Origin of the sequence: Duganella sp. OV510 (assembly GCF_900100205.1) — a bacterium.
GTDB lineage: Bacteria > Pseudomonadota > Gammaproteobacteria > Burkholderiales > Burkholderiaceae_D > Rugamonas.
Window position 1 is genome coordinate 153,766 of the sequence record NZ_FNEQ01000002.1, and the last position, 21,743, is coordinate 175,508.

General features: G+C 63.7%; 14 protein-coding genes. 8 read left to right on the plus strand and 6 right to left on the minus strand.

The features are described from left to right. Positions 1 to 25 precede the first annotated feature (25 nt). From fliL to BLS51_RS07840, 8 genes are all read left to right on the plus strand, one after another. Positions 26 to 538: a flagellar basal body-associated protein FliL gene (gene fliL / locus BLS51_RS07805; RefSeq protein WP_090181901.1), complete on the plus strand. Its 513-nt coding sequence runs from the start codon at positions 26 to 28 to the stop codon at positions 536 to 538. Positions 539 to 557: 19 nt separating this feature from the next. After that, positions 558 to 1,538, plus strand: coding sequence for a flagellar motor switch protein FliM (gene fliM / locus BLS51_RS07810; protein WP_090181898.1), 981 nt, complete (start codon positions 558 to 560; stop codon positions 1,536 to 1,538). Positions 1,539 to 1,552: 14 nt separating this feature from the next. Then, positions 1,553 to 1,990, plus strand: a complete 438-nt coding sequence (fliN, locus tag BLS51_RS07815) for a flagellar motor switch protein FliN (protein WP_090181896.1) — start codon at positions 1,553 to 1,555, stop codon at positions 1,988 to 1,990. Continuing rightward, positions 1,987 to 2,646: a flagellar biosynthetic protein FliO gene (gene fliO / locus BLS51_RS07820; RefSeq protein WP_229207514.1), complete on the plus strand. Its 660-nt coding sequence runs from the start codon at positions 1,987 to 1,989 to the stop codon at positions 2,644 to 2,646. Before fliN ends, fliO begins: the two co-directional genes overlap by 4 nt. After that, positions 2,636 to 3,406: a flagellar type III secretion system pore protein FliP gene (fliP, locus tag BLS51_RS07825; RefSeq protein ID WP_090181894.1), complete on the plus strand. Its 771-nt coding sequence runs from the start codon at positions 2,636 to 2,638 to the stop codon at positions 3,404 to 3,406. The genes fliO and fliP overlap by 11 nt, the downstream gene beginning before the upstream one ends. 9 nt (positions 3,407 to 3,415) lie before the next feature. Beyond that, on the plus strand, positions 3,416 to 3,685 hold the full coding sequence (gene fliQ, locus BLS51_RS07830) for a flagellar biosynthesis protein FliQ (RefSeq protein ID WP_090181891.1): 270 nt from the start codon (positions 3,416 to 3,418) through the stop codon (positions 3,683 to 3,685). 101 nt (positions 3,686 to 3,786) lie between these two features. Next, positions 3,787 to 4,638, plus strand: a complete 852-nt coding sequence (gene fliR / locus BLS51_RS07835; RefSeq protein ID WP_090181889.1) for a flagellar biosynthetic protein FliR — start codon at positions 3,787 to 3,789, stop codon at positions 4,636 to 4,638. 74 nt (positions 4,639 to 4,712) lie between these two features. After that, complete coding sequence (locus tag BLS51_RS07840; protein WP_229207513.1) at positions 4,713 to 14,687, plus strand: iron-regulated protein frpC; 9,975 nt, start codon at positions 4,713 to 4,715, stop codon at positions 14,685 to 14,687. Between the two features lie 122 nt (positions 14,688 to 14,809). Here the strand turns inward: BLS51_RS07840 and flgL are convergent, their stop codons facing one another. The 6 genes from flgL to flgG are packed head-to-tail and all read right to left on the minus strand — an operon-like array spanning position 14,810 to position 21,678. Then, complete coding sequence (gene flgL, locus BLS51_RS07845; protein WP_090181886.1) at positions 14,810 to 16,072, minus strand: flagellar hook-associated protein FlgL; 1,263 nt, start codon at positions 16,070 to 16,072, stop codon at positions 14,810 to 14,812. Between the two features lie 35 nt (positions 16,073 to 16,107). After that, positions 16,108 to 18,063 (minus strand): flagellar hook-associated protein FlgK, encoded by a 1,956-nt coding sequence (gene flgK, locus BLS51_RS07850; RefSeq protein ID WP_090181883.1) that lies wholly within the window; start codon positions 18,061 to 18,063, stop codon positions 16,108 to 16,110. A gap of 52 nt (positions 18,064 to 18,115) precedes the next feature. After that, positions 18,116 to 19,084 carry a flagellar assembly peptidoglycan hydrolase FlgJ gene (gene flgJ / locus BLS51_RS07855; RefSeq protein ID WP_090181880.1) on the minus strand — a complete coding sequence of 323 codons (969 nt, stop codon included), beginning with the start codon at positions 19,082 to 19,084 and terminating at the stop codon, positions 18,116 to 18,118. An 11-nt stretch (positions 19,085 to 19,095) separates the two neighbouring features. Beyond that, positions 19,096 to 20,214, minus strand: coding sequence for a flagellar basal body P-ring protein FlgI (locus BLS51_RS07860; protein WP_090182232.1), 1,119 nt, complete (start codon positions 20,212 to 20,214; stop codon positions 19,096 to 19,098). Positions 20,215 to 20,219: 5 nt separating this feature from the next. Continuing rightward, positions 20,220 to 20,876 carry a flagellar basal body L-ring protein FlgH gene (locus BLS51_RS07865; RefSeq protein WP_090181878.1) on the minus strand — a complete coding sequence of 219 codons (657 nt, stop codon included), beginning with the start codon at positions 20,874 to 20,876 and terminating at the stop codon, positions 20,220 to 20,222. 10 nt (positions 20,877 to 20,886) lie between these two features. Continuing rightward, positions 20,887 to 21,678: a flagellar basal-body rod protein FlgG gene (gene flgG, locus BLS51_RS07870; RefSeq protein ID WP_090181875.1), complete on the minus strand. Its 792-nt coding sequence runs from the start codon at positions 21,676 to 21,678 to the stop codon at positions 20,887 to 20,889. Positions 21,679 to 21,743 lie beyond the last annotated feature (65 nt).

Consider the following 21,743-nt stretch of genomic DNA (forward strand, 5'->3'; position numbering starts at 1 on the left):
GGCTATTTTGAAAGCGAATCCAAAAATGAAAGCCGATCAGAAAGTTGAAGCGCCAGCAGGCGGTGGCAGCAAAAAACTGATCATCATCATCGTGGTACTGGTCCTGCTGCTGGGCGGCGGTGGCGCCGGTGCGGCCTGGTTCCTGATGCACGGCAAGGCTGATGCGGAAGAGCATGACGACTCGCCGAAGAAAAAGAAAGCCAAGAAAGCCGCAGTCAAGCCGGAATACGTGCCGGTCGAGCCGTTCACCGTCAACCTGCAGCCGGGCGAAGACGGCGCCGACCAATATCTGCAGATCGCCTTCACGCTGCAAGTCGGCGGCGTCGAGGAAATGGCCAACGTCAAGGACAATATGGCCAAGGTGCGCAGCCGCATGCTGTTGCTGCTGTCGAGCAAGCGCGCGGCCGAGATCAATACGCCGGAAGGCAAGATCCAGCTGGCCAAGGACATCGTCACCCAGCTGCGCGAGCCATTCGAAGACCGTGGCTCGCAGCAGGACATCGAGGACGTGCTGTTCACGTCATTCATCATTCAGTAAGCACAGAAGCAGATAAGCCATGGCTGATAATTTTCTCTCCCAGGAAGAAGTCGATGCCCTTCTGAAGGGCGTCAACGGCGACCAGGACGACGTCGCGGCGCAGGAAGACGTCGCCGGGGTACGAACGTATAACCTGGCCACCCAGGAACGTATCGTCCGCGGCCGGATGCCGACGCTGGAAATTATCAACGAGCGCTTCGCCCGTTTGCTGCGCGTCGGCCTGTTCAACTTCCTGCGCCGCAGCGCCGAGGTGTCGGTCGGCTCGGTGCGGGTCTCCAAGTATTCCGAGTTCATCCGCAACCTGGTGGTGCCGACCAATCTGAACCTGGTACACATGAAGCCGCTGCGCGGCACGGCGCTGATGGTGTTCGATCCGGGCCTGGTGTTCCTGCTGGTGGACAATCTGTTTGGCGGCGACGGCCGCTTCCACACCCGCGTCGAGGGCCGCGACTTTACCCAGACCGAGCAGCGCATCATCCTGCGCATCCTGGACATCGTGTTCGAGGCCTACACCAAGTCGTGGGAACCGGTTTATCCGGTCGAGTTCGAATACATCCGCTCGGAAATGAATACGCAGTTCGCCAACATCGCTACGCCGAACGAGGTGGTGGTGGCGTCGACCTTCACGGTGGAGCTGGGCTCGGTGTCGGGCCAGATCCACTTCTGCATGCCATACTCGATGATCGAGCCGATCCGCGACTCGCTGACCTCCAGCCTGCAGGGCGAGGCGCTGGAAGTCGACAAGCGCTGGATACGCCTGATGACGCAGCAGATCCAGATCGCCGAAGTCGAGCTGGTGGCCTCGCTGGGCACGGCCAAGGTGAATTTCGACGAGATCCTGAATATGCGCGTCGGTGACATCATCCCGCTGCAAATCCCGGAATTCATCGCCGCCACGGTGGACGGTGTGCCGGTCATGGATTGCACCTATGGCGTGATGAACGGACAATACGCGCTGAAGGTCGAAAAACTGCTGGCCAATGCCGATAACCTTAAATAAAACCGGAGAGAAACATGTCGGATAACCAAGACGATCAAGCGCTGGACGAAGACGATCCATGGGGTGCGGCGATCGCCGAACAGGCGCAGGCCGAAGCTGCCGCGCTGGAAAAGCAGCAGGCTACCTCGCAAGCGGCCAGCGCTGCCGTATTCAAGGACTTTTCCAGCACCCCCAGCAAGACTGAAACACATAACGATATCGACTTCATCCTCGATATCCCGGTCCAGCTGACGGTGGAACTGGGGCGCACCAAGATCGCCATCAAGAACCTGCTGCAACTTGCGCAGGGTTCGGTGGTCGAACTGGATGGCCTGGCTGGTGAACCAATGGACGTGCTGGTCAACGGTTGCCTGATCGCCCAAGGCGAGGTGGTGGTGGTGAACGACAAGTTTGGTATCCGCCTGACCGATATCATCACGCCTTCCGAACGTATCCGAAAATTGAATAAATGAAGCACGGACTGATTTCTTCCCTTCTGATCGCGGCGGCCTTGGCCGCCGCGCCTGCGATGGCGCAACGCACGGTGTCCGGCACCATCGGCGGCGCCCACGCGGCCACGCCGGCCGCCGCTGCCGCGCCAGCCCAGGCCTCGCCCCCTGCCCCCGCCACGCCCCCAGCGACAGCGCCTGCCGCCAGCGAAGCCGGCACGACACCAGCAGCGGATGAAGCCGCGCCGGCAGCCGCCGCGCCAGCGCCCGCCCCGGCGCCAGCCGCGCAGCCGGGCGCGATGGCGATGACCATCCCGACGCCGGCGCCGACACCGTCGGCCGGCGGCAGCCTGTTGCAAACCTCGCTGGCGCTGATCTTCGTCATCGCCCTGATGCTGGGCCTGGCCTGGTTGACCAAGCGCATCAACCCGCGCGGCCTCGGCGGCGCCGGCAGCAACGTCAAGCTGGTCGGCACGCTGAGCGTCGGTACGCGCGAGCGCATCCTGGTGGTCGAAGTCGGCGAGCAATGGATCGTGGTCGGCGCCTCGCCGGGCCGCATGAACGCGCTGGCCACCATGCCGCGCCAGGAAAGCAGCGAACCGTTGCAACAGGCGACCCTGCCGACCGCCAACTTCGCTGAATGGTTCAAACAAACTATAGACAAACGCAATGGCAAATAAGTTGTCCGCAGGCGTTTCCAAGGCAGCGCCGCTGCTGGCGCTGGCCCTGCTGGCGCTGCCACTGGCGGCAGCCGCGCAATCCAGCATCGGCATCCCTGCCCTGACCGCCACCCCGGCGCCAGGCGGCGGCACCAACTACACGCTGCCGATCCAGACCATGCTGCTGATGACGGCGCTGACCTTCATCCCGGCGGCGCTGTTGCTGATGACCTGTTTCACCCGCATCATCATCGTGCTGTCGCTGCTGCGGCAGGCGCTGGGCACGCAATCGGCGCCGCCCAACCAGGTGATGATCGGCCTGGCACTGTTCCTGACGCTGTTTGTCATGGGCCCGACCTTCGACAAGATCTATAACGAAGCCTACCTGCCCTTGCAGGAAAACAAGCTCAACATGAGCCAGGCGCTGGACAAGGGCGCGGCACCATTAAAAACCTTCATGCTGAAGCAGACCCGCGAGGCCGACCTGGCACTGTTCGTCAAGCTGTCACGCAGCCCGGCGCTGCAAGGGCCGGAAGACGTGCCGCTGCGCATCCTGGTGCCGGCCTTCGTCACCAGCGAGCTGAAAACCGCGTTCCAGATCGGCTTTGCCATCTTCATTCCATTTCTGATTATCGACATGGTGGTCGCCTCTGTACTGATGTCGATGGGCATGATGATGATGTCGCCGGCGGTGATTTCACTGCCGTTCAAGCTGATGCTGTTCGTGCTGGTGGATGGCTGGCAACTATTGCTCGGCTCGCTGGCCCAGAGCTTCTACTAGGAGGCCGCAATGACGCCCGAAACCGTAATGACCATGGGCAAGCACGCCATGGAAGTGACCCTGATGGTGGCCGCGCCGATGCTGCTGGTGGCGCTGGTGATCGGCCTGGTGGTCAGCATCTTCCAGGCCGCCACCCAGATCAACGAACAGACGCTGTCCTTCATCCCCAAGCTGGTCGGAGTGTTTGTCGCGCTGGTGGTGGCCGGGCCGTGGATCTTGTCGATCATGCTCGACTACATGCGCGAGGTTTTCACCGGCATCCCGCTGCTGGTCGGCTAGCCTTCTTATTAATTTGTAACATTTTCCGCTTTGCAAATTAGTTCGCTTAGAATATTGAAAGTGATGCCACACGGAAATGTAACAGTGGCCGCTAAAAGCTCATGATTACCCTGTCGTCCGCCGATATCAATATGTGGATTGCTGGCCTGTTGTGGCCGCTGACCCGCATCCTGGCGCTGATCACCGCTGCCCCGATCCTGGGCAACAAGGCGGTGCCGGCGCGCATCAAGGTGGCGCTGGGCGTGGCGATCGCGGTCATCGTGGCGCCGGCGGTGCCGGCCTGGCCAGCTGTCGACCCGATGTCGTATGCCGGTTTGCTGATTGTGATGCAGGAAATGTTGATCGGGCTGGCCATGGGGTTCAGCATCCGCGTGATCTTCGCGGCGGTGGAAATGGCGGGGGAGATTTCCAGTTTGACCATGGGCCTGGGCTTTGCAACGTTCTTCGATCCGAATACCCAGGGCCGTTCGTCAGCCATCAGCCAGTTTCTGTCGCTGGTGGCGACCATGGCTTTCCTGGCGGTCAACGGCCACCTGGTGTTGCTGTCGGCGCTGGTGGAGAGTTTTACCACGCTGCCGGTATCGTCGATACCGGTCTACAGCGGCGGCTTCAAACAGATGGCCGACTGGGGCGGCATTGTGTTCAGCGTCGGCGTTCAACTGTCGTTGCCGATTGTTGCAGCTTTATTGATTACCAACGTGGCGCTCGGCATCCTGACACGCGCGGCACCGCAGTTGAATTTGTTTGGTATTGGCTTTCCGATCACGCTGGGTGTCGGTCTGCTGGTGGTGGCGGTCACTTTGCCCTACCTCGGCATGCCGATACAAAACCTGTTTCTGGATGGGATAGAACGCGCACGGCTGATGCCGCGCACCTGGTCGCAGCGACCGGAAGTAAGCAAACCGGCAAGCATGCCGGTTCGGCCACCGGAGCTGCAACCTTTGGCGCAATAGCCTCATCTTTTTGAATTTTGGTTTCCTTGTGGCAATTTGATGCGTATCATGGGAAGCTTCCTGGAGACTTTGCAATGACTTCGATTTTAGTTGGCTTCAACTCGGACCAGATCGCTAGCCTGACCACCCAGCAGATAGGCGGCCTGACCACCGAAGACATGCAGGTGCTGACGTCTGACCAGCTCAGCTGGTTCAGTACAGCCCAGGTGCGCGCATTGACCACGCGCAGTATCACCTATCTGACCAATGACGGCCTGAGCGGCCTCAACACTGACGGCATCCAGGCGCTCACCACCAACCAGATCATGGCGCTCGGCACCGCCCAGCTGCCCGCCTTCAATACCGACCAGATCGTCGCGCTGACCACCGCCGAGATCACCGCGCTGTCCAGCCGCCAGCTGAACGCCCTGCTGCCGCAACAGTTTGCTGCGCTGGAAACCAACGATGTACGCGCGCTGCGCACGCAGCAGATCGCCGGCATCGGCTCCAACCAGATCGGCAACCTGAGCAGCGACCAGGTGGTCGCGCTGTCGACCGCCCAGATCAACGCCATCAGCACCAGCGCGGTCACCGCGCTGACCGCCGACCAGCTGGTGGTGCTGAACTCGACCTCGCTGCAAGCGTTGAGCAGCCAGCAGCTGAACACGTTGAGAGCCGGCCAGCTGAACGTCATGACCACCGACCAGATCGCCTGGTTGAGCACGCAGCAAATCGCCTTGCTGGCCACCGCCTCGTTGCAGGCGCTGTCCAGCGAGCAGATCGCCGCCATCGAAACGCGCGACCTGATCTGGCTGTCCAGCCAGCAAATCCGCGCGCTGACCGGCGAACAGTTGTCGGGCCTGAGCACCGAGCAAACGCACGCGCTGCGCAGCAATGAAATCGCCGCGCTGCGGCCCGACCAGCTGGCGGTGTTGAGCACCGACCAGTTGGTGTCGCTGACGTCGCTGGCCACGCTGAATTCGGCCCAGGTGAATGCCCTGACCACCGACCAGGTCGGCGCGCTGCGCACGCAAACCGTCGCCGTCCTCACCAGCGCCCAGCTGGCTGCGCTGAATCCCGACCAGGTGCTGGCACTGACCACCGACCAGGTAGTCGCCCTGTCCACGCAGCAGGTCGCCGCGCTGACCACCAATATGTTGAGCCAGCTCACCGCGCTGCAGGTGCAGGCGATCGAAACGCGCGACATCGCCGCGCTGGGCAGCAGCCAGCTGCGCACGCTGAATAGCGACCAGTTGCAAGCGCTCACCACCGCCCAGGTCGCCATGTTGAGCACCGCCCTGCTGCCCACGCTGCGCCCGGACCAGTTGGCCGTGCTGAGCACCGAGCAGATCTCCGCGCTGAAATCGCTGCTGACGCTGACCACGCTGCAAATCCAGGGCCTGACCACCGAACAGCTGGTGGCGCTGGACACCCAGGACCTGGTAGCGCTGACCAGCAGCCAGCTGGCATCGCTGACGCCGGACCAGATCCTGGCGCTGACCACCGAACAAGTGGCGCTGCTGACCACCGCCCAGGTGGCCAACCTGAGCACCAACATGTTGAGCCTGTTGAGCACCGAGCAGGTACAAGCGATCGAAACGCGCGACCTGATCGGCCTCAACAGCGCCCAGCTGCGCACGCTGAACAGCGACCAGTTGGTGGCCCTGAGCACCAGCCAGATGGCGGCACTGGCCAGCGATATGCTGCCCAACCTGCGCGCCGACCAGATCAGCGCCTTGGGCACGGATCAGATCGCCGCACTGAAAAACCTGCTGCTGATGACCACCGCGCAGTTTGCCGCGCTGACCACCGGCCAGGTGGTCTCGCTGGAAACCAAGGACCTGGTGGCGCTGACCAGCAACCAGCTGGCGTCGCTGACGCCGGAGCAGATCCTGGCGCTGACCACCGAGCAGGTGGCGCTGCTGACCACCGCCCAGGTGGGCGCATTGACCACCAGCGTGTTCGCCCAGCTGAGCACTGAACAGATCCAGGCGATCGAAACGCGCGACATCCGCGCGCTGACCACCGCCCAGATGCAGGCGCTGACCAGCGACCAGCTGATCGCCCTGACCACCGACCAGATCTACTCGCTGACCACCGCCGACGCCCAGGCGCTGCGCCCGGACCAGTTGGCGGTGCTGACCACCGACCAGATCGTCGCGATCAAGTCGCTGCTGCCACTGACCACTACCCAGATCTCCTCGCTGACCACCGCGCAGGTCGCCGCGCTGAGCACCGCCACCATCCTTGCCCTGAGCAACAGCCAACTGGCCTCGCTGAACCTGGACCAGGTGCAGGCGCTGACCAGCGACCAGCTGGTGGCGCTGAGCACCGCCCAGGTGGTGGCGCTGAACACCACCACTTTGAGCGAACTGACCACGCTGCAGATGCAGGCGCTCGAAACGCGCGACGTTGCCGTGCTGAGCTCAGGACAAGTCCGTGCGCTGTCGACCGAGCAGCTGGTGGCGCTGACCACCGATCAGGTCAGCGCACTCAACACCGATGCCGAGCGCGCGCTGACGCCCGAGCAGTTTGCCGCCCTCGGCACCGACCAGATCATCGCGCTGAAAACCCTGGTGCCGCTGACCACCGCGCAAATCCAGGCGATGACCACCAGCCAGCTGGTGGCGATCGAAACCAAGGATGTCATCGCCCTGACCAGCGCCCAGTTATCGGCGCTGAACAGCGACCAGATCCAGGTGCTGACCTCGGACCAGATCGTGCTGCTGACCACCGCCCAGTACGCGGACATGAGCACCACCATGCTCAACACGCTGACCACCGACCAGCTGCGCCTGATTGAAACGCGCGACATCGCCGCGCTGCGCACCGCGCAGGTGGCGCGCCTGTCCACCGATCAGTTGGTATCGCTGCAAACCGACCAGTTCACCGCGCTGTCCAGCGCTGCAGTCGGTGCCCTGGGCACCGACCAGATCCAGGTACTGACCTCCGACCAGCTGAACGCCATGGCCACGCTGGCCGGCATGAGCAGCCGCCAGCTGGCTGCGTTCACCACTGATCAGATGTCCGCGCTGTCGACCCGCAACCTGGGCACGCTGGCCAGCAACCAGTTGGGCATCCTTGGCAGCGACCAGTTGCTGGCCCTGACCACCGACCAGATCGTCGCCCTCAGCGGCGGCCAGTTCCAGGGACTCGGCACCGCCGGCATCAGCGCGCTGAGCACCGAACAGGTGCAGGCGATCGAGACGCGCGATATCGCCGCACTCAACACCGCCCAGGTCAGCCGCCTGACCACCGACCAGGTGGTGGCACTGAAGACCGACCAGATGTGGGCGCTGACCACGGCGGAAACCGTGGCGCTGAGCTCGGCCCAGATCGCCGTGCTGAGCAGCGAGCAGATCGATGCCCTGCGCAGCCTGAATGTGCTGACCACGCAGCAGATCGTCGCCCTGTCGTCGGAGCAGATCAGCGGCATCACCTCGGCCGACCTGATCACGCTGACCACCCGCCAGGTGGCCGCCTTCACCAGCGATCAGCTGCAATTGCTGAACACCGAGCAGGCCGTCGCCCTGACCGGCGACCAGATCGCCGCGTTGAGCACCGCCGCCCTCGCCTCGCTGGACCCGACCGTGGTCGCCGCCATCGAAACGCGCGACATCCGCTTCATGCGCACCGCGCAGATCGCCGCCCTGAGCACCGACCAGATCAGACTCATGACCTCGGACCAGATGGGTGCCTTCACCACCGCTGAAGTGCGCGCACTGACCTCTGCGCAGATCGCCGTGCTGACCAGCGACCAGCTGGCGGCCCTGCAACTGGCGCCGCTGGGCACGAAACAAATCAACGCCTTGACCAGCGAGCAGATCGCGCTGATGAGCAGCGACGACTTCGGCCACCTGACCACCGCCCAGATCGGCGCGCTGAATTCGGCCCAGGCCGGCGCCATCACCAGCGACCAGATGATTGCGCTCGACACGCACCAGCTGCGCGCCTTGAGCACCAGCGTGATCGCCGCGCTGGGCGTCGACCGCATCAATGTGTTGAGCAATAGCGACCTGGCCTTGCTGAACACGCGCCAGATCGCCGTGCTGACCAGCGAGCAACTGCTGGGGCTGCGCACCGAACAGCTGCGCGCGCTGACCACGCAGGAAATCGCCGCGCTGACGCAGTCGCAACTGAGCACGCTGAACGACAGCCAGCTGGACGCGCTGCTGACACTGGCCGCGCTGAGCACGCGCCAATTGCAGGCGCTCAACACCGAGCAGGTGGCCCACCTCAACACCGCCGACCTGCGCTCGCTGAAGACCAACCAGATCGCTGCGCTGAGCACCGACCAGGCGCAGGCGCTGACCACCGAACAGCTGTTCAGCATGGCCAGCGAACAGTTGCGCGCGCTCAGCACGCTGGCCCTGCGCGCGCTGAGCACCGAACAATTGAGCGGCCTCAGCCCGGCTGAAATCGCCAGCCTCACCACGCGCCAGGTGGCCTCGCTGACCACCGAACAGGTGATGTCGCTGAGCACCCGCCAGATCAACGCCATGACCACCGCCGAAGTGGCGGCGCTGACGCCGGGGCAGAAAGCCGCGCTGACCACCGACCAGATCACCGCGCTGCCGTCGCTGGCCAGCTTCTCGACCGCCGCCATTGCGGCGATGACCACCGAGCAGATCATCTCGCTGTCGCTGGCCACGCTGGCCAGCCTGAACACCGCGCAGATCGGCGCGATGACCACCGATCAGGCTTCGGTGCTGACCACCGACCAGATCGTCGCACTGACCACCGGCCAGGTACGCGCCTTGAGCACCAGGCAACTGGCGGCGCTGACCACCGATCAACTGGTCCACATGGAAGATGTCGACCTGCGCACGTTGACTAGCAAGCAGATCGTCGCCCTCACCACCGACCAGATCAGTCATTTGCTGCAAACCCAGATCGGCATCCTCAGCACGCAAATCATCAGCAGCCTGAGCACTGCACAGGTACATGCGCTGACTACCGAGCAAATGGCAGCACTGCCGACGCTGGCGCCGCTGACCAGCCGCCAGATCGGCGCCCTGACCACCGAGCAGATCGCCAGCCTGACCAGCATCACCACGCTGAAGACCAACCAGATCGCCGGTCTCACCAGCGTGCAGATCGGCGCCATCACCACCGATCAGATCATCGCGCTGTCCACCGCCCAGGTGCGCAGCCTGAGTTCGGCCACGCTGGGCGCGTTGTCGACCGAGCAGGTGGCCGCCATCGAAGCGATCGACATTGCCGCGCTGGCCAGCAACCAGATCGTTGCCCTGACCAGTAACCAGCTGGGCGCACTGACCGCAACGCAGTTCGCCGCCATCAGCACCAAGATCCTGTCGGCGCTGACCACGCGCCAGGTGGCAGCCTTGTCCACCGACCAGATCGACAGCCTGGCTTCGCTGTCGCCGCTCACCACGGCGCAAATCAGGGCGCTCCACTCCGACCAGATCAGCAACCTGCTGCTGTCGCAGATCGCCACACTGAAAACCAACCAGCTGACCGCGTTCACCAGCACCCAGGCGCAGGCGCTGACCACCGACCAGGTGGTGGCACTAAGCACCGCGCAGATTCGCGGCCTGGGCAGCGCGGCGCTGGCCACGCTGACCCTCGATCAAATCACCGCCATCGAGCTGATCGACATTGCCGCGCTGTCCACCGCACAGGTGGCGGCACTGCGCACCGACCAGATCCAGGTGCTGACGACCGACCAGTTGTCGGCCTTCACCGCGCAGGAAGTGGCGGCGCTGACCACCAAACAACTGAGTGTGATGAACACCGACCAGTTTGCCGCACTGGGTTCGCTGGGCAATCTCGGCACTAAGCAGATCGCCGGCATGTCGCAGGCGCAGATTCAGGCACTGTCGCTGGCGCAGATCGCCGCGCTGAAGACCAACCAGCTGGCGGCGCTGAACAGCCAGCAGATCACCTGGCTGACCACGGATCAGATTCCGGCGCTGTCCACCGCGCAGATCCGTTCGCTGTCGACGCGCGCGATCGGCGCATTGTCGGGCGATCAGCTGAATGCACTGGAAGACGTTGACCTGCGCGCCTTTACCAGCGCCCAGATCGGCGCACTGAACAGCGTGCAGATGGCGGCGCTGGACGTGCTCAAATATGGCGTGCTGACCACCCAGGAAATCGCCGCGCTGACCACGCGCCAGATCACCTACCTGGCGGACAACCAGTTGGCCGCGCTGAGCAGCCTGGCGGTGCTGACCACCGCCCAGATTCGCGCCCTCGCGCCCACCCAGCTGACCAATATGGCGACCGGCACCTTTGCCGGCTTCAAGACCAGCCAGCTGGCGGCGCTGGTCAGCAGTCAGGCCGCCGGCCTGACCAATGACCAGCTGATCGCGCTCAACACCGCGCAATTCCGCGCGCTGTCGACCGCCGCCCTGTCGCAGCTGGACCAAGGCAAGCTGAACGCCGTCGAGGTGGAAGACTTTGCCGCCATGAGCACCACCCAGCTGCGCGCGCTGACGCTGACGCAGATGCCGTTCCTGCTGACCGACCAGCTGCACGCACTGACCACCGCCCAGGTGGCGGCGTTCACGCCAGCACAACTGGCGGCGATGACCGACGATCAGAAAAAAGCCTTCCTGCCCGAACTGGTGGACTACACCACGGCACAGATCGCCACGATGTCGACCACCGAGATCCAGGCGCTGACTGACGACGACATCGCCTCGCTGAGCACCAGGCAGATCGCCGCGCTGACCTCGCTGCAAGTATCGGTGTTGCTGCCTAACCAGCTGACCGCGCTAAGCGGTGCACAGTTCGGCGCGCTGACGACCAAAGCCATCACCGGCCTCGACGCGGCCAATATTGGCGCCATCGACGCCGAGGACTTCGCCGCGCTGAAATCGGCGCAAGTAGCCACCCTCAGCGCCGCCCAACTGGCCACCATCACCAGCGACCAGATCGCCGCGCTCAGCAGCCAGGGTACGGCCGGCCTGAAAGCCTCGCAGATCCCGACGCTGACCGGCGAGCAGTTGAACGCGCTGAGCTACATCGGCATGCTGAACACGGCGCAAATTCGCGCCCTGAGCGCCACCCAGCTGCCTGAACTGTCGCAGGCACAGATCGCCGCGCTCAACACCAGGCAGATCGCCGCGCTGAGCAACACGCAAACGCCGCTGCTGACGTCGGACCAGATCATCGCGCTGCAAACCGCCGACCTGATCGCCATGAACACCCGCGCGCTGCAGGCGCTGCTGCAGGAGCAGATCGCCGCCATCGAGGGCGAAGACCTGGCCGCGCTGAAATCGGCGCAGATCGCCGCGCTGACCAACGACCAGCTGACCTGGCTGACGACCGACCAGTTTGGTTTCCTGAGCAGCAGCGCCGTGGCCGGCCTGACGGTTAACCAGATCCATGTACTGACGCCGGATCAGATCATCGCCATGACCGGCGGCCAGTTGCGTGCGCTGAGCACCAAGGCCATCGCCGCGCTGGACCCGACCCAGTTCCAGGCCATCGAAGCAGCCGATATGGCCAGCCTGAGCACCGCGCAAATCGTCGCACTGGGCACGGCCGACATGCTGAGCATCACCGACGAGCAACTGCAAGGGCTGACTTCGGCCCAGGTACGCGCCCTCACGACCGCTCAGGTCAGCACGCTGACGCAGGCGCAACTGGCGCTGTTCCCGCTCGGCTGGCTAACCACCAAGCAACTGCCTGGCCTGACCACCGGCAACATCGAGTTGCTGGACGACGCCCAGGTAGCGGCGCTGACTACCGTGCAAATTGCCGCGCTGTCCACCAAGCAGGTCGCCTCGCTGACCACGCACCAGATCCAGTTGTTGAGTGTGCAGCAATGGAAGGCCATGAGCACCAACGGCATCCGCACGCTGAGTGCCGACCAGCTAGGCGCGCTGGAAGAGGACGACCTGAAAGCGCTGAGCAGCAAGCAGTTTGCCGCGCTGACCACGGCGCAGATCCAGTTGCTGTCACTAGACCAGATGGGCCAGCTGACCACGCAGGAAATCGCCTCGATGACCGCAGCGCAGATCAAGGCCCTGAGCACCGACCAGCTGGCCGGTCTGAGCACCCTGAATCCGCTGACCACGCTGCAATTCAGCTCGCTGACCAGCACCCAGTTGCAATCGCTGGACGCCGCCCACATCGCCACGTTGCAGACACGCCAGATTGCCTCGCTGACCAAGTCGCAGGTGCAGAACCTCGGCACCGAGCAAGTGGTGGCGCTGACCACCGCGCAAGTGCGTTCGCTGGCGCTGGCCTCGATCACCGGCCTGACCAGCGACCAGGTGACCGTCATGGAACTGGAAGACGTGCAGGCGCTGAGCTCGGCCCAATTGGGCACGCTGAACACGCTGCAAATCACCTCGCTGACGCTGGAACAGCTGGCAGGCCTGAAATCGGCGCAACTGCCGGGCCTGACCGCCAACGACATCAAGGCCTTCGGCACCGACCAGCTGAATGCGCTGTCCACGCTGGGCACGCTGAACGCCGCGCAAGTCGCCGCGCTGACCACCGATCAGCTGAGTGTACTGGACGAGGACAGTTTCCAGTCGCTGCGATCGGCGCAGATGGCGGGACTGAACACCAAGCAGGTGGCAGCACTGTCAACCGACCAACTGAGCAACCTGACCACTGCCCAGATCAGCGGGCTGCAGCTGACCTACCTGACCACCGATCAGATTCCCCTGCTGAGCCTGACTTCCGTGAAAGGCCTCACCACCACGCAGATCGCCGCGCTGAAATCCACCCAACTGGGCGCGCTGACCGCCGACCAGTTGAACGCGCTGTCGACCCGTGCGCTGGCGTCGTTGTCGCAGACCCAGATCAAGGGCCTGACCACCGACCAGATTTCCGGCTTCTCGACGCTGAGCGGTTTCACCACGGCGCAGCTACCTGGGCTGACCTCGGCACAGATTGCCGCGCTTGGCGACGACCTGTTCGATACGCTGAGCACGCGCCAGCTGGGCGTGCTGACGTCGGCGCAGGCGCTGGGCCTGACCACCGGCCAGATCAACACGCTCAGCACGCGCGACATGGCGTCGCTGTCGACCGCCGCGCTGAACGCGCTGAATTCCGACCAGGTGGCGGCGCTGGACGCCACCGACCTGGCCGCGTTGAAGACGACGCAGATCATCGCGCTGAAAGCGCCGCTGATCGGCCTGCTCAGCGCCGACCAGGTGGCCACCTTCACTACCGGCCAGCTGAAGTCGATGGTGGCGACACAGCTGAAAGCGCTGTCGACCGACCAGTTGGCCGCGCTCAACCAGGCGCAGATGACCACCCTGCTGACCAGTCCGCAGAAAGCCGCACTGTCGTCGGACCAGATCGCCACGCTGACGGCCAGCCCGCTGGTGCTCGACCTGGACGGCAACGGCATCAGTACGCTAAGCATCAACGCCGGTGTGCGTTTCGACATCCGCGCCAATGGCAGCAAGGTCAACACCGGCTGGGTCGGTTCCGGCGACGGCCTGCTGGCACTGGATCGCAACGGCGATGGCCAGATCAACGACGGCAGCGAGCTGTTCGGCACCTCGACCAACAGCGGCGCCGGCGGCAAGAGCGCCAACGGCTTCGCCGCGCTGGGCGAGCTGGACACCAACCATGACGGCATCATCGACAGCCAGGACGCGCAGTACGGCGACCTGCGTGTATGGGTGGACGCCAACGCCGACGGCATCAGCCAGGCCGACGAACTGAAGACGCTGGCCTCGTTGAACATCGCCAGCCTGACGGTGCCGGCGCAAGCCTCGAACGACTTCGACAACGGCAACTGGATTGGCCTGCGTTCCAGCTACACCAGCACCGACGGCAGCACGCACCAGGTGGCCGACGTCTGGTTCCAGGCCGGCCGCGCCAGCGACGCCAGCGCCCTCAGTTCAGCGATCGGCAGCTACGCCCAGCAAGCCGACAGCACCAGCACCGCAGCCGGCCAGCTGACGCTGAACAGCAAGCCGACAAGCAGCTTGGGTGGCAACGTCGCCGCACTGGCCGCGCAGCTGCAGCAATACCACGCCGCAAGCGCGCTCAGCGGCGCCGCGACGGCCCAGCACGACGACTGGCTGCGCAAGCAAACCAGCGCCAGCCAAGGCCTCCTCGCCGCCGCCAAGTAACCCCCATCCGGGGGTCAGTTCTGCCAAACGTACACGAGCTCATGTACATTTGGCAGAACTGACCCCGGATGGATAAAAAAAAGCCAGCTTGCAAGCTGGCTTTTTTGTGCGCGGAGGCGGAGTTAGCTGATGTAGTTGAACAGCGATAGGCCGGACATCGTGGTGAACGATTTCTGCGCCGCTGTCAGCGTGGTCTGCTGCTGGGTGAACAGCGAGATCGCGGCCGTGTAATCCAGGTCCTGCAGGTTGGACAAGGTGGTCGCGTATTGCAGGCCCAGATCGTCGCCGGAGCTGTCCAGGTAGTCCAGCTCCTTCAGCCGCGAGCCGACCGCCGCCTGCACCGACAGCACATTGTCGGTGGCGTTGTCGATGTTGACCTGCAACTGGTTCAGCATATTGTTGATCTGCGAGTTGCCAGGCGGCCCATCGCCCGGCGAGCGCAAGGCGTCGATGAAGCTCTGTACCGTGGTGAAGATCGATTGCTTGGTCGACGGCTCCACCGCAAAGCTGTCGCCATCGGCCGGGTCGCCCTTGACGTCAAATTGCACGCCGTCAAAGCTGATGTTCTGGCCGCTAACGTAGGGCTGCGGCTCGGCCGGTATCGGCGTTGGCGGCACCAGGTCGCCGGTGGTCATGTCGGTAATCGTGTAGGTGGTCTGCTTCGGCACGCCCGGCGTTTCCGGCACCACCTGAAAATTGATCTGGTATTTGTGGCCGGTCAGCAGCGTGGGATCCTTGACCGAGCCGGCGCTGATGATGCCGGTGCCGCCACGCTCGTAATTGCCGGCGTCCGGCGTGGTGACGAACTTGCCGTTGCCGGTCGGATTGGTTTCAAATACCGAGGTGCCGGAATCGGTGATGGCAATGCTGCGGGTCGAACCCACTTGCAGCGAACGCTGGCCCTGGTCGCCTGAATAGTCAGCGCCAGTGGCGGTCTTGGTGAACGGCAGCGTGGTCGATTTGTAGCCGGCGAACACATAGCCGCCAACGCCATCACTGGTGTTGGCCACGCCCAGCAGATCGGCCAGCCGCGCTTCCAGTTCGGTCGCCACCGAGGCCAGGTCGGACGGCGTGTAGGAGCCGTTGCCAGCCTTCACCGCCAGGTCCTTGATGTCCTGCAGAATGGAGGTGGTGCTGGCCAGCGCCGTGGTTTCCGCCGTCAGCAAGGCCTTGGCGTTGGAACGGTTGGTGGCCAGTTGTGTATTCAGCGATTGCGACTGCGTTACTTCCAGCGCCCGCGCGCTGGCGATCGGGTCGTCGGCCGCCGTCAGGTTCTTGCGCCCGGTCGACAGTTGCTGCTGCGTGCGCGCCATCGAGGACGACAGCGACGTAATCTGCGTCGAGCCGATGTCGAATATCGTTTTGGTGCTGATGCGCATAATCATGGTACTAGCCTCTTCCTTTGGTTGCCTTAGTTGCCTTAGTTGCCCAGGCTGAGCAAGGTGTCAAACAGCTGGCTGGCCACCTGCATCACCTTGCCGCTGGCCTGGTAGGCCTGCTGATAGCGCAGCAGGTTGGCCGCTTCCTCGTCCAGGTTGACGCCGGAGACCGCCTGTTGCGAATTGGTGGCCTGCTTGACGGCGGCGTCGGCTGCCGTGCCGGCGATCTGCGATTCGCGCGCCTTGGTGCCGACCACGTTGACCATCTGTGCGTAAGTCGACTGGAAAGTCGCCTTGCCGTTGTTCAGGACGTTCTTGGTCTGCAATGCGGCCAGCAAGGCACCATTGCGGCTGTCGCCGACGCCGCTGGTATTGGGGCCGACGGTGAAAGTATCCTGGTCGGCCGGCGTGCCGCTGATCGCGAAGCTGACGCCGCCGACGCTGATGTTGGCGCCGTCGGTGTACGGCACCGGCGTGCCGGCCGGATACACGGTCGCCGTGCCATTGACGGTGACCGTGACGTCCTGGTCGGCCGGGAAGCCGGACAGCGTGCCGGCGGCCTTGTCGAAGGTCAGCGTCACCGGCGCCGTCAGCGCATTGCCGGGCGTCAAATAATTCTGGTCGACCGTGCCGGCCGTGATCTTGCCGTTGCCGGCATTGGTGGTCGGCGCGGCGGTGGTGACCGGCGCCGCCAGCGCGATCTTGGCCGGGTCCTTGATCGCCACCGTCAGGCTGCCGGCGGCGTTGTAGGTCGGCCGCACCAGGAAGTTGTCCTTGGCGGCCGGCGTACCGCTGATGCTGTAGGAGACGCCGTCGATCACCTGCGGTTCGGTCTGCGGGAACGGATTGATCTGCGTGACTTTGCCGTCGCTCTTGCGGGTGACGTTGAAGTTGGTGCCGTCGTAATCGACGCTGTAGTCGCTGGCGGTCAGCGCGCTGGCGTCGGTGATCACCGCCTTCACTTCTGCTGTGCTGGCGCCGGAATTGCGCGTGCTCGGGCCGACATAGGCTTCGATCGGATTGAAGAAGTTGGTGCCCAGCGCATCGTTCTGGTCCTGGCCCAGCACGTGCTGGGCATTGAAGGCGGTGGCCAGGCCGGCTGCCACCTGGCCTAGCGCGTTTTGCGCCTTGTCCAGCGCGTCGTTGCGGAATTCCAGGATGCCGCCCAGCTGGCCGCCTGTAAACACCGAATCCGGCAGTTCACTGAAGCTGCCGCTGGGTGTCTGGTAGCCGATGGTGACGCGGCCGGCATCGGTCGGCGAGTTCGCCGTCGTCAGCTGGAAAGCGCTGTTGCCCACCACCAGCGGCTGGCCGGTGCCGAACTGGACGTTCAGCATATTGTTGTCGCCTTGCGTGACGTTGATCTTGACCAGCTTGTTCAGCTCGGTCAGCATCTGGTCGCGCTTGTCCAGCAGGTCGTTCGGCGCGGCGGTGCTGGTGGTCAGCCCGGCGATCGTGTTATTGATGTCAGCAATCTGCTTGGCGTAGGCGTTGATCTCGTTGACGCTGGAAGTGATGGTGCTATTGACGCCAGCCTGCATCTCGTTCAGCCGGGCGCTCATGCCCTGGAAACGCGCCGCCAGCGATTCCGCGTTCGACAGCAGCGACTGGCGCGCCGCCACCGACGCCGGGTTGGCGGTGGCGTCCTGCACACCGGCGAAGAAGTCCTGCAGCGCCGGCGACAGGCCGGCGGTCGGATCGGCCAGCAGATTGTCGATCTGGCTGATTTGTTGGCTATAAGTGTTCAGCGCCGCCTGGTTGGCCTCGGCATTACGCAGCGAGGTGGCCAGGAAGTTGTCGTAATAGCGGCGCACAGCCTGAATCTCGGTGCCCGTGCCAACAAAGCCGAAGCCCTGGTACTGGGTACCGGTATCGCCCTGGATGGCCACCTGGCGGTTGTAGCCGGCGGTATTGGCGTTGGTAATATTGTTGCCGGTGGTCGATAAACCCACCTGGGCTGCCAACAAACCGCTTTTACCGATGCTGAGTAGACTCATAATAAATTCGCTTTAAGTAGTGAGGTTTACGGCAGCATTTGCCGAAACTTGATCATCCAGCCAGCGAGCGCTTGATGATGCTGGTCAACTTGTTGGCATAGTTGGGGTCGGTGGCGTAGCCAGCCTTCTGCAAACCCTGGGCGAAACTGGCGGCGTCACCGGCGCTGGCCAGCACTTTTTCATAGCGGGGGTTGCTAGTAATCAACTTTGCATAATCCTTGAAACTGTCCGCATAGCTGTCGTAGGCGCGGAAACGCTCGACCTTGGTTTGCGCCTTGCCGTTCACGTATTCGGTGGTGGTGGCCTCGACCACCTTGCCTTTCCAGTCGGCGCTGGCCTTGATGCCAAACAGGTTGTGGCTGCTGCTGCCGTCGCGCGCCTTGATCTCGCGCCGGCCCCAGCCGGACTCCAGCGCCGCCTGGCCCAGCATGAACTTGGCCGGGATGCCGGTGGCCTTGCTGGCCTCTTCCGCGTGCGACGCCAGTTTTTCCTGGAAGCTGCGCACATGCGGCGCCTGCGAGCCTTTGTTGGCGCTGGCAGCGGCGTCGGTGCTGCTGGTGGCGGTGGCGGCCGCATTGCCGCCGGCGGCGGCGATTGCGCGCTGCAGCTTGGCATCCATCAGGCTGGCCATGCCGGCAAAGCTGCCGCCGTTGGCGCCGCTGCTCTTGTCGGCGGCCTCGCCGCCGATGGCCAGCGCCTGGTTGTCGGTCTGCCTGGACAGCTGACGCACCAGCATGTCGGCCAGGCCGATGCCCTTCTTGGCGATGTTCTGGCTGGTCTGCTGGTCCAGCATGGTCTGGAAGGTCTTGCTCTGCTGGCTGTCCATCATGCCGTCCTGCGGCGTGGCTTCACGCATGCTCTTCAGCATCATGTTGACGAACATGGCTTCGAACTGGGTCGACGCGGTTTTCAGCGCCTCCGGGCTGCCGGCGCGCGCCGACTGCTTGAGGCTGCCCATATCGCGCAGGTCCAGCGCGAATTTGCCGCTCAGGTCATTGGAGGTGGAAGTTTGGCTGGCCATGGTTCACCCGCTTAAATAATTTCCAGTTCGGCACGCAGCGAACCTGCGGCCTTCATTGCCTGCAAGATCGACAGCAGGTCTTGCGGCGTGGCGCCGATGGCGTTGAGCGCCTTCACCACCTCAGCCAGCGAGGCGCCGCCCTTGACCAGCATGACCTTGCCAGCATCTTGCTTGATGCCAACTTGCGGATTCTGCGTGACCACCGTGCGGCCGCCGGACAGCGGGTTCGGCTGGCTCACCTGGGTGTCGGCGTTGACTGATACTGACAGATTGCCGTGGGAAATGGCGCACGTCTCCAGCGTCACAGCGCGGTTCATCACTACCGAGCCGGTGCGGGCGTTCATGATGACCTTGGCCGGCTGCTCGGCCGGATTCACCTGCATGTCCTGCAAGGTGCCGATGAAAGTCACGCGCTGGTCGCTGCTGCTGGGCGCCTGCACGCGGATCACGCGGCTGTCCAGCGCATAGGCGATGCCGGCGCCGTATTTGTCGTTGATGGCTTCGACCATGCGGCTGGCGGTGGCGAAGTCGGCGTTGTTGAGCTCCAGCTTGATCATATTCCCTTCGCCCAGGCTGGTGGCCACCGCGCGCTCGACGGTAGCACCGCCGGAAATCTTGCCCACGCTCAGGTGGTTGACGGTCAGCGAGCTGCCGCCGCCACCGCCGCCGGCTTGCACGCCTACGCCGCCGACCAGCACATTGCCTTGTGCCATGCCGTACACCTGGCCGTCCGCACCTTTCAGTGGCGTCATCAGCAACGTGCCGCCACGCAAACTCTTGGCATTACCCATCGACGATACCGTGATGTCCAGCTGTTGCCCAGGCTGGGCAAACGGCGGCAGCGTCGCGGTCACCATCACGGCGGCGACGTTCTTCAGCTGTAACTGGCTGCCGCCCTGCGGCAGGTTGACGCCCAGTTGCTGCAGCATGGAAATCACGCTTTGCACGGTGAACGGGGTTTGCGTGGTCTGGTCGCCCGAACCGTCGAGGCCGACCACCAGGCCGTAGCCCAGCAACTGGTTGTTACGCACGCCGGCGATGCTGGCCAGGTCCTTGATGCGCTCGGCCTGGCTCAGCGGCGCCAACAGCGTCAGGCACACCAGCAGCGCAGCTTTGAGTGAAGTTTTCATGATCATCAGAACGGCAGCAGGCTTTGGAAGAAGCGCGACGCCATCGACGACACTTCAGCGCGGTCGATGGAGTTGGCGGTGCGGTATTCGACGCGGGCGTCAGCCACTGCGGTCGACGACACGGTGTTGCCGGTGGCGATGCTGTCCGGGTTAATCATGCCGGAGAAGCGGATGTACTCGGTGCCCTTGTTCATGCCGACCTGCTTCTCGCCGGCGACGATCAGGTTGCCGTTGCTCAGCACCTCCACCACAGTGATGCCCATGGTGCCGGTGAAGGCATTGCTGGCGGTCTGCGCATCGCCATCCGTATACGTGTTTTCGCTCGACACCGACAGCGGATTACCGAAAGTGCTTTGCAGCTTCTTCGGCAAGGCGGCCGATACGCTGCCCGACTTGTTGCCGGACGCCGTGCCGCTCTTGTTGGCCGAAGTGCGTTCGGTGATCACCAGCGTCAGCACGTCACCGATATGGCGCGCACGGCGGTCTTCGAACACCGGGCGGAATGCCGATGCCTGGTAGATGGCGCCGTTGTTCGGCACCGCCTGCAACTGCTCGCTGGTCAGCGGGCGCGCGCTCTTCGGACCGGAAACGATGGAGCTGGGAGTGGCGGCGCAACCGCTGAGCACGGCGGCGGCGATAAACAGGGAGATGGCGTGTTTCATGATCTGTTCCTTACATTTGCGACAGCTTCTGCAGCATCTGGTCGGAGGTGGTGATGGCCTTGGAGTTGATTTCGTAGGCGCGCTGGGTCTGGATCATATTGACCATCTCCTCCACCACGTTGACGTTGGAGGTTTCCACATAGCCTTGCAGGATCAGGCCGGTGCCATTGGTACCCGGCGTGTTCTGCTGCGGCGCACCGGAAGCGGTGGTTTCCACGTACAGGTTCTCGCCCTTGGATTCCAGGCCGGTCGGATTGATGAAGGTGGCCAGCTGCAAGCTGCCCAGCTGCTGGGTGGTGGTGGCGCCGTTGGCGCCGGAGATGTTGACCGAGACGGTGCCATCGCGCGCCACGGTGATCGATTGCGCGGTGATCGGGATGGTGATGGCCGGTTGCAGCACAAAGCCTTCCGAGGTCACCATCTGGCCGTTGTTATCGCGCTGGAACGAGCCGTCGCGGGTGTAGGCGGTGGTGCCATCCGGCAGCAGCACGGTGAAGAAGCCGCTGCCGTTGACCATGATGTCCTTGTCGTTGCCGGTGGACTGGGGATTGCCCTGGGTGTGGATGCGCTCGATGGCGACCGGGCGCACGCCGGTACCGAGCTGCATGCCGGAGGGCAGATTGGTCTGCTGCGACGACAGCGCGCCCGGCTGGCGGATATTCTGGTACAGCAGATCCTCGAAGACGGCGCGTGACTTTTTGAAACCGTTGGTGCTGACGTTGGCCAGATTATTGGACGTGACGTCCATCTGCGTCTGCTGCGCTTCCATGCCAGTCTTGGCGATCCATAACGAACGTATCATGTTGCTTCTCCCAATGCCGGATGAACATACACCTGTTCATCCCATGCAAGCATTATGCGGGAGAG

Bases quoted from the DNA above. Each gene is read 5' to 3' on its own strand.
- fliR (WP_090181889.1), top strand. From the start codon at position 3,787: ATGATTACCCTGTCGTCCGCCGATATCAATATGTGGATTGCTGGCCTG.
- fliP (WP_090181894.1), top strand. From the start codon at position 2,636: ATGGCAAATAAGTTGTCCGCAGGCGTTTCCAAGGCAGCGCCGCTGCTG.
- BLS51_RS07840 (WP_229207513.1), top strand. From the start codon at position 4,713: ATGACTTCGATTTTAGTTGGCTTCAACTCGGACCAGATCGCTAGCCTG.
- fliO (WP_229207514.1), top strand. From the start codon at position 1,987: ATGAAGCACGGACTGATTTCTTCCCTTCTGATCGCGGCGGCCTTGGCC.
- BLS51_RS07860 (WP_090182232.1), bottom strand. From the start codon at position 20,214: ATGAAAACTTCACTCAAAGCTGCGCTGCTGGTGTGCCTGACGCTGTTG.
- BLS51_RS07865 (WP_090181878.1), bottom strand. From the start codon at position 20,876: ATGAAACACGCCATCTCCCTGTTTATCGCCGCCGCCGTGCTCAGCGGT.
- flgK (WP_090181883.1), bottom strand. From the start codon at position 18,063: ATGAGTCTACTCAGCATCGGTAAAAGCGGTTTGTTGGCAGCCCAGGTG.
- fliL (WP_090181901.1), top strand. From the start codon at position 26: ATGAAAGCCGATCAGAAAGTTGAAGCGCCAGCAGGCGGTGGCAGCAAA.
- fliQ (WP_090181891.1), top strand. From the start codon at position 3,416: ATGACGCCCGAAACCGTAATGACCATGGGCAAGCACGCCATGGAAGTG.
- fliM (WP_090181898.1), top strand. From the start codon at position 558: ATGGCTGATAATTTTCTCTCCCAGGAAGAAGTCGATGCCCTTCTGAAG.
- flgL (WP_090181886.1), bottom strand. From the start codon at position 16,072: ATGATTATGCGCATCAGCACCAAAACGATATTCGACATCGGCTCGACG.
- flgG (WP_090181875.1), bottom strand. From the start codon at position 21,678: ATGATACGTTCGTTATGGATCGCCAAGACTGGCATGGAAGCGCAGCAG.
- flgJ (WP_090181880.1), bottom strand. From the start codon at position 19,084: ATGGCCAGCCAAACTTCCACCTCCAATGACCTGAGCGGCAAATTCGCG.
- fliN (WP_090181896.1), top strand. From the start codon at position 1,553: ATGTCGGATAACCAAGACGATCAAGCGCTGGACGAAGACGATCCATGG.